The sequence below is a fragment of the Arhodomonas sp. KWT genome (genome assembly GCF_010993615.1).
Genome location: NZ_WNXE01000258.1, coordinates 1 through 2,846, shown reverse-complemented (window position 1 = coordinate 2,846; position 2,846 = coordinate 1). Strand labels below are relative to the sequence as shown.

The window sequence follows — 2,846 nt, the reverse complement described above, 5'->3', positions numbered from 1 at the left end:
GCGATTCGCGACGGTGACGGCGAGGTCGTGGCGGTGGTCGAGCGCACGCTCTACATCCGCCTCAAGCCGGACCATCGGCCCGGGGAGGTGACGGATGGCTGAGCCGGCGCTGCGGGTGCTCGCTGGCACGGCGGCGCGGCGGCGGCTGCGCGAGCACGGCCTCCGTGCCGCCGACGTGAGCGCGGTCACCGCCGCCTCCGGCGGCCCAAAATGGCTGGGCGTCTACGGCCTCGACGTGGCGCTGTTCGCTGAGTTTCTGGCCGGTGAGGGGCCGCCGGTAACCCTGCTGGGGGCGTCGTCCGGGGCCTGGCGGGTGGCCTGTGCGGCGCTGCCGGATGCCCGCGAGGCGTTCGCCCGTTTCGAGCGTGCCTATCGCGGGCAGCGCTACCCGGCGCGGCCGTCTCCGGCCTTCGTTACCGACATGGCCCGCCGCACCCTGTCGGCGGTGTTCGAGGGGCAGGGCGCGGGGACCGCACTAGCCCATCCGCGCTTCCGGATCAACCTGGTGGCCGGGCGCCTGCGCGGGATGGCGCCCGGGTCGTCACCGTGGCGCCACCGGTGGCGGCTCGGCGGCGCGGCGCTGGCGAATCTCGTGCGCCGCAACGTCCTCGGTGCCTTCGTCGAGCGCGTGGTCTTCCACGGCGGTGGCGACGGCGCCGCCGCCCGGTTCGACGACGGCCTGTCGACGCGCTACGTGGCGCTGACGCCGGAGAACGCGGACGCGGCACTGCTCGCGTCCGGCTCGATCCCCGGGGTGATGCTGCCGGTGACGGCGGTGCCCGGGGCGGGGCCGGGGGTGTACTACGACGGCGGCCTGACGGACTACCATTTCGACGGCGGTTTCGATCCCGGCCCGGGGCTGGTGCTGCAGCCGCACTTCTATCCGCACCTGGTCCCGGGGTGGTTCGACAAGCCGCTGCGCTGGCGCCGCAGTCGGCTGGCGCGGGCCTCACGGACGGTGGTGCTGGCGCCCGGCGCCGGTTACCTGTCACGGCTTTACGGCGGCCGGGTTCCGGACCGGCGGGACTTCCTGAAGCTGCCGGACGACGAGCGCGAGCGGCACTGGTCCCGCGCCGTGGCCGAGAGCGAGCGGCTGGCGGACGAGTTCCGCGAGCTGGTGACGGGCGGCCGGATCGCGGAGCGCGTCGAGCCGCTGTGAGTCAGTGCCCGGGCATGAGCAGCCGCACGAGGATGCCCTCGTAGATGGCGGACAGGGTCTCCAGGTCCTCGCTGGCGACGTGCTCGTCGATCTGGTGGATGCTGCGGTTGAGCGGTCCCAGCTCGACGATCTGGGCGCCCGTCGGCGCGATGAAGCGCCCGTCCGAGGTGCCGCCGGCGGTGGACGGGGTGGTCGTCCGCCCGGTCACCGTCTCGATGGCGTCCATGGTGGCGGCGAGCAGGGGACCGCGCTCGGTCAGGAACGGCCGTGCGGAGAGCACCCACTCCAGAGCGAAGTCGATGCCGTGGTCGGCGAGGATGGCCTCCGTGCGGTGACGCAGGTCCGCCTCCGTGACCTCGTTGGAGAAGCGGAAGTTGAAGTCCACGTGGAGCTGGCCGGGGATCACGTTGGTCGCGCCGGTGCCGCCGCGGATGTTGGAGACCTGGAAGCTGGTGGCGGGGAAGCTGTCGTTGCCCCGGTCCCACTGCGTGTCCGCCAGTGCCGCGAGTGCCGGGGCAAACGCGTGGATCGGGTTGCGCGCGCGCTGGGGGTAGGCCACGTGCCCCTGGATGCCGCGGACGGTGAGGTGGCCGTGGAGGCTGCCCCGGCGGCCGACCTTGATGGTGTCGGCCAGCAGTGACTCGGAGCTGGGCTCGCCGACCAGGCAGTAGTCGATGCGCTCGGCCTGCTCGCCGAGGTACTCGACCACGCGGCGGGTGCCGTTGATGCCCGGGCCCTCCTCGTCGCTGGTGATCAGCAGCGCGACGCTGCCCGCGTGTTCCGGGTGATGGGCGACGAAGCGCTCCACCGCGGTGACGAAGGCGGCCACGCTTCCCTTCATGTCCGCGGCACCGCGGCCGTAGAGCAAGCCCTCATGGAGGGTCGGCTCGAACGGCGGGCTTGACCAGTCCGCCTCCGGGCCGGTGGGGACCACGTCGGTGTGGCCGGCGAAGACGAACAGCGGTGCGGCGTTGCCGCGGCGCGCCCAGAGGTTGGTGACCTCACCGAAGACCAGACGCTCGCAGGCGAAGCCGAGCGGGTCGAGCCGCTCGACGAGCAGGTCCTGGCAGCCGGCGTCCTCGGGGGTTACCGAGGCCCGGCGGATGAGCTCGCAGGTGAGTTCCAGGGTCTCCGACATCTCAGCCCAGCGCCTCGTAGTCGTCCTGACGGTAGCCGACCAGCACGCCGCCGTCGTGCTCCAGCACCGGGCGCTTGATCAGCGTGGGGTGGGCGGCCATCAGCTCGATGGCGCGCCCGCGGTCCAGACCTTCCCGGTCTCCGGCGGGGAGCTGCCGCCAGGTGGCGCTGCGGCGGTTGAGCAGCCGCTCCCAGCCGACGGCGTCCGTCCAGCGGGCCAGGGCGGGGGCGTCGACGCCGTTCTCGCGGAGGTCGCTGAAGGTGAACGCCACCCCCAGCCCCTCCAGGTGGCGGCGTGCCCGGCGACAGCGCTCGCAGCTCTTCAGCCCGTGGAGGATCACGGCCGCAGGAGCTCGTTGATGCCGACCTTCTCGCGGGTGCCGGCGTCCACCTGCTTGATGATGACCGCGCAGTAGAGGCTGTGGCTGCCGTCCTCGGCGGGCAGGCTGCCGGGCACCACCACCGCGCCGCGGGGCACGCGGCCGTAGAGGACCTCGCCGGTCTCGCGGTTGTAGATCTTGGTGCTCTGACCGATGAACACGCCCATGGA

General features: G+C 72.8%; 3 protein-coding genes and 1 pseudogene. 1 reads left to right on the top strand and 3 read right to left on the bottom strand.

Annotation, left to right across the window (positions count from 1 at the left end; all coding sequences use genetic code 11):
- Positions 1 to 94 precede the first annotated feature (94 nt).
- Positions 95 to 1,159, top strand: coding sequence for a patatin-like phospholipase family protein (locus G7A99_RS17535; RefSeq protein ID WP_163142574.1), 1,065 nt, complete (start codon positions 95 to 97; stop codon positions 1,157 to 1,159).
- A gap of 1 nt (position 1,160) precedes the next feature.
- On the opposite strand, the gene dapE is transcribed toward G7A99_RS17535, so the two are convergent.
- From dapE to dapD, 3 genes and pseudogenes are all read right to left on the bottom strand, one after another.
- The gene (dapE, locus tag G7A99_RS17530; RefSeq protein WP_163142571.1) at positions 1,161 to 2,297 is read right to left on the bottom strand and encodes a succinyl-diaminopimelate desuccinylase; all 1,137 of its coding nucleotides are present in this window, start codon (positions 2,295 to 2,297) and stop codon (positions 1,161 to 1,163) included.
- A gap of 1 nt (position 2,298) precedes the next feature.
- Positions 2,299 to 2,637, bottom strand: coding sequence for a Spx/MgsR family RNA polymerase-binding regulatory protein (locus G7A99_RS17525; protein WP_163142568.1), 339 nt, complete (start codon positions 2,635 to 2,637; stop codon positions 2,299 to 2,301).
- Positions 2,634 to 2,846: pseudogene (dapD, locus tag G7A99_RS17520) on the bottom strand (2,3,4,5-tetrahydropyridine-2,6-dicarboxylate N-succinyltransferase); the annotation flags it as partial. The pseudogene dapD and the gene G7A99_RS17525, both read right to left, overlap by 4 nt.